The 5,172-nt window shown below is 40.8% G+C and carries 4 protein-coding genes and 2 pseudogenes; all 6 read right to left on the minus strand.

Features of this window, described 5'->3' with window-relative positions; genetic code table 11:
* Nucleotides 1-298: pseudogene (locus STRDD10_RS11570) on the minus strand (tryptophan synthase subunit beta); the annotation flags it as partial.
* The gene (locus tag STRDD10_RS06720; RefSeq protein ID WP_067194183.1) at nt 276-875 is read right to left on the minus strand and encodes a phosphoribosylanthranilate isomerase; all 600 of its coding nucleotides are present in this window, start codon (nt 873-875) and stop codon (nt 276-278) included. The pseudogene STRDD10_RS11570 and the gene STRDD10_RS06720, both read right to left, overlap by 23 nt.
* Complete coding sequence (gene trpC, locus STRDD10_RS06725) at nt 862-1,629, minus strand: indole-3-glycerol phosphate synthase TrpC (RefSeq protein ID WP_067194185.1); 768 nt, start codon at nt 1,627-1,629, stop codon at nt 862-864. Before trpC ends, STRDD10_RS06720 begins: the two co-directional genes overlap by 14 nt.
* Nucleotides 1,626-2,630: an anthranilate phosphoribosyltransferase gene (gene trpD, locus STRDD10_RS11575; protein ID WP_067194449.1), complete on the minus strand. Its 1,005-nt coding sequence runs from the start codon at nt 2,628-2,630 to the stop codon at nt 1,626-1,628. The genes trpC and trpD overlap by 4 nt, the downstream gene beginning before the upstream one ends.
* A 9-nt stretch (nt 2,631-2,639) precedes the next feature.
* Nucleotides 2,640-3,200, minus strand: a pseudogene (locus STRDD10_RS11580) (aminodeoxychorismate/anthranilate synthase component II); the annotation flags it as partial.
* Nucleotides 3,197-4,555 carry an anthranilate synthase component I gene (gene trpE / locus STRDD10_RS06735; RefSeq protein ID WP_067194188.1) on the minus strand — a complete coding sequence of 453 codons (1,359 nt, stop codon included), beginning with the start codon at nt 4,553-4,555 and terminating at the stop codon, nt 3,197-3,199. The gene trpE and the pseudogene STRDD10_RS11580, both read right to left, overlap by 4 nt.
* Nucleotides 4,556-5,172: the final 617 nt, after the last annotated feature.

Here is a 5,172-nt window from a genome sequence, read left to right on the forward strand (position 1 = left end):
GCACTTGCCCTAGAGCATTATTAATCTTGTGGGCTCCTGTATGGTTGAGATCTTCTCTTTTTAGAAAAATTTTGGCTCCACCAAGGTGCTCCGTTAAATTTTTCGCATAGTAGAGAGGGGTTTCCCGCCCCACATACTGGCGTAAGAGTTGATTTAACTCCTCTTGAAAACTTGGATCATCTTGACTTTCACGGTAAGCTGCTTCTAATTCTAGTACGGCGGTCATTAGGGTTTCCGGAACAAAACGTCCCCCGAATTTCCCATAAAATCCTTCATTATTTGGTTGTTGATAGGTCATGCTTTACCCTCTCTATAAATCTTCTAATCTTTTCATGGTCTTTTTGCCCATCTGTCTCGACTCCGCTAGAGACATCTACTGCAAAGGGAGAAAAAGTTTGGATAGCTTGTCTGACATTATTCGCATCTAAGCCCCCTGCAATAAAGAAAGGCTGACGGACGTGAGCTGTCTCTAATTGGCCCCAATCAAAGGTCTTTCCTGAACCTGCTACTGGCGCATCAAAGAGCAGGTAATCTGCCTCAGCTACTGGTAAGGGGGTATCCCCTTTGACCTGAACTGCTTGAATGGTTTGACACGGCAAGTCCAACAACAATTCGTTTTCTAGCTGCCCATGAACTTGCACTAGATCCAAGCCAACTGTCTCGATTGCTTCTAGCAACTCGGCACGGCTTGGAGAGACAAAGACGCCAACTTTTTTGACAGAATCTGGAATGGCTCTTGATAAAGTTTTTGCTTGCTCTAAGCTGACTTGGCGTTTACTAGGCGCAAAGACAAAACCGATATAATCAGCACCAGCTTCCACCGCTGTTTTCACAGCCTCAGCTGTTGACAGGCCACAAATTTTAACCTTTGTCAATTTGCAACTCCTTGATTTTTTGGCTGACGGAATCCGCCTGCATCAAGGCTGTTCCCACTAAGATTCCGTTGAAATAAGGTGCTACCAAGCCTGCATCCTGTCCCGTGAAAATCGCCGATTCAGAAATGTAGACGGGATGCGCTTTAAAGTGAGTTGACAATTCCAGACTAGTATTGATGTCTACTTCAAAGGTTACCAGATTGCGGTTATTGACTCCAATGATTTGGGCACCGATGCGATGGGCAGTTTCTAACTCTGGTAAATTGTGGGTTTCCACCAAAACTTCCAGACCCAAGCTGGTCGCAAAGTCATAGAGCTCCTTGAGTCGCTCTTCAGAAAGAGCTGCAACGATGAGCAGAATGACTGTGGCACCTGCATTACGCGCACGAACAATCTGCTTTTCATCAATGATAAAATCCTTGTTAAGTGTTGGAATCGTCACCTGGCTAGAAATTTCACGGAGGTAATCGATATGCCCCTTAAAGAAAATTTCATCTGTCAAAACGGAAATCATCACGGCACCATTAGCCTGATAATCCTTAGCCTGCTGGACAATATCCACCTCCAGATTGATATCTCCCATACTAGGACTAGCCTTCTTAACCTCAGCAATCACCTGTAATTGCTCCGAATGAGCCTTGAGAAAATCATACAAACGATAGGTTTCACGTAGGGGCTGTAATTCCTCGTAGTCCATCTGAGCTACTTCTTGCCGTTTTTGCTTGAGAATGGTGGGCAGAAATTCCTGACTCATTTTTGATACTCCTGTAATAATCGTAGTTTTTCAAGGGCTGCACCGCTCGCAATGACTTCACGAGCAAGGGCTACCCCTTCTTTGATGCTAGCAACTTTTCCATTGGCATAAAAGCCAAGTCCAGCATTTAAAACCGTCATTTCAAGATATGGACTGGCTTGATTTTCCAATACAGATAGTAAAATTTCTGCATTTTGCTTAGCATCCCCTCCGCGCACAGCCTCTATCGAAATTCGCTCCAATCCCAAATCTTCAGGCGTGAAACTTTCTAGTCGAACCTGACCGTTTTCAAGAATCGCAAGTTGGGTTTCTCCATCCAAGCCAGCTTCATCCAATCCTTCAGGACCGCTCACAACGATAGCTCGCTGGCGTCCCAATTCTTTTAAAACTGTAGCTGTACTTTCTAACAAATCAGGACGACTTGTTCCTAACAATTGTGTTTTTAAGGGAATCGGGTTAATAAAAGGACCAGTCAAATTCATAACCGTTGGTACTCCAAGCGTTAGCCTTGCTGGCATGATATATTTCATACCAGGATGTAAATTTTTAGCAAAGAGAAACACCAAGCCAACCTTATCAAAAACCTTCCCTAAATCAGCTGGACTCATGTCAAGATTTATCCCCAAAGCCTCTAAAACATCCGCTGAACCAGACTTAGAGGTAATCGAGCGATTTCCATGTTTTGCCATCTTAATGCCACCACCGGCAAGAACAAAAGTTGCAGTTGTAGAAATATTAAAGCTAAAGGAACGATCCCCTCCAGTGCCACAATTATCCATCGCATCTACTACATGAGTAGGGATTGTCTTAGCATGAGCCTGCATTACCTGAGCAATAGCTGTCCGTTCAACTAAACTTTCACCTTTCATCTTTAATCCTAGTAATATGGCGACAACTTGTGCTTCACTCACTCGTCCTGTAACAATCGCTTCCATGACATTGGTCATCTCGTGAGCAGTTAAGTCCTCCCCGTCTGCTAACTTTTCCAAAACTTTTTTCATTAAACTCTTCCTCACAATATGAATGAAATTTTCAATCGTTTTTAAACCATCCGGTGTTCCGATACTTTCTGGATGATACTGTAAACCATAAATTGGCAAAGACTTATGTTGAATTCCCATGATAGAATGATCATCAAGCGTTCTCGATGTAATTTCAAAATCTTTAGGCATTTCCTCTATTAAAATGGAATGATAACGCATGATGTCAACCTTATTATCAATCCCTGAATAAATAGGCGAGGAAGTTTCGTAAACAATTGTGCTTTGCTTTCCATGCATAACATTAGGTGCCAAGCCAAGCTTACCACCAAAAACTTCGGCGATAGCCTGATGTCCCAAACAAATCCCTAAAATCGGCTTTTTACCTGCAAAATCACGAATCATCTCTTCCATTCGTCCCGCCTCAGCTGGCCACCCTGGACCTGGAGAAAACACAAGGGCTTCTGCTTCCTCAGCTGCTTCATAGAGCCCTTCTTCATCATTGCGCATAACAGTTACATGGGCAAACTTTCCAATATATTGAGCAAGATTATAGGTAAACGAATCATAGTTATCAACCAATAAAATCATTTTTCTTCTCCTATTCTAGTCATAGATTTAGCTTTGTTAATCGTTTCTTGAAATTCATTTTTAGCAATAGAATCATAGACAATTCCAGCTCCAGCTTGTACGTAAGCTTTTTGATTTTTAAGAATCATCGTCCGAATAGCGATAGCAAAGTCCATATCTCCTGTAGAGGATAAATAACCTATAGCCCCTGCATAGACTCCACGTTTTTCTTTTTCTAGCTCATAAATCCGTCTCATCGCACGGATTTTTGGTGCTCCGGAAACCGTCCCAGCTGGAAGAGTCGATTTAAGAGCATCCATTGCCGTCAAGTCAGTTAAAAGCTCTCCTTGTACTACACTGGTCAAGTGCATGACATACCGAAAATATTCAACCTCCATATACTTGCTAACTTCGACAGTTCCAATTTGAGCAATCTTTCCGATATCATTTCGCCCTAAATCCACTAACATGCGATGTTCTGCTACCTCTTTTGGATCAGCCAGGAGATCCTTAGCGTAGGCGCGATCTCCACGTTCATCCTTTCCTCGAGGACGAGTTCCTGCAATAGGATTCGTTGTTACTCTGCCACCTTTTACAGATACTAAACTCTCAGGACTTGCACCTATAATCTGATAATCTCCAAAATCAAAGAAATACAAATAATTGGATGGATTCGTAACACGCAAATTTCGATAGTAATCCAATGGTTTTCCAGTAAAATCTGCTGAGAAACGCTGGCTCAGTACGCACTGAAACATATCTCCGTTTCGGATATATTCTCTAGCTTGCATTACCATTTGTTCAAATGTTTCTTTCTCTAAATGATTCTGAAAATTAAGTTTACTCAATTGCTTTTCTTCAAATTCATCGACAGCTGTCGTTCGTAATTGTTGCAACACTGCGGCTAAACTTGCTTCTTGTTGACTTTGACTTCGATTGCTATATATATTATCTTCTACAACATACACTTTTTCTTTTTTATGATCAAAAATCAAGTAGCTTTCATATACAAAAAAGTGCATATCAGGCGTTCCAATCGTATCATTTGGAATCTCACCAATATTTTCATATAAATGAATCATATCGTAACCAACAAAACCAATCGCCCCGCCTCCAAACGGAAGTTCAGTCTGAACATCTGTTTTTACTGTCAATTGGTGTAGATAATCTAGAGGATCCTGATCAACAATCTGTTCATTTTCGTACAAAAGACCATTTTCAAACTTAACTTCAAAAACAGGATTATAAGCTACAATAGAAAAACGAGCTGTCTCCTTTTCACGAGGAATACTCTCCAATATAACTTTATGCTCAGCATGTAGGCGCATATAGGCCAAAATAGGACTTAAAATATCAGCTGATAAAACTTTTTTCATGATGAACCTCCTGGGATTTGTTAATTAAATATCACTATGGACGTATGTGTATTTTCTGAACCCATGCACACTAATCGCTCAGTATCCTGCCTCTATACCATATCATATTGACCAAAAATATAGGATTACAGTGCTTACCTCGCTCAGACTCCTTCAATATCACCTAAACTCAATCGCATTCTTTGGACTAATTTTGTTAAGAGTATAGAAAAAGCCCTCACGCAGAAAAAATCTGTGTGAGGGCGTATGTGTCGCGGTGCCACCTCAATTATGGGATAAACAGTATAGACTACACCCACATCTCAATCTCCTCTACCAAGGAGTTGCACGGTAAGGGGTGCACACCGAATTCACATGGTTTAGAATTCATTTCACTAACAGTCCAATTTTCATAAATCTCTACTACTTGTTCACAATAACCACAAGTTCCCTGAAAATAGAGCATCTACTACTTTTCTGTTGATTTTATTATACTCTTTTTTTGCAACTTGTCAACACTTTTACAAAATTTAACCCATTTTTTTCTTTTTACCTAAAATGAAATCCGTTACATTTTTAAAAAACCGAATGATTTGGTGATTTATAAGATTATACCGACAATCTCGGGACTTTGACAG

The sequence above is a fragment of the Streptococcus sp. DD10 genome, assembly GCF_001578805.1.
Taxonomy (GTDB): Bacteria; Bacillota; Bacilli; order Lactobacillales; family Streptococcaceae; genus Streptococcus.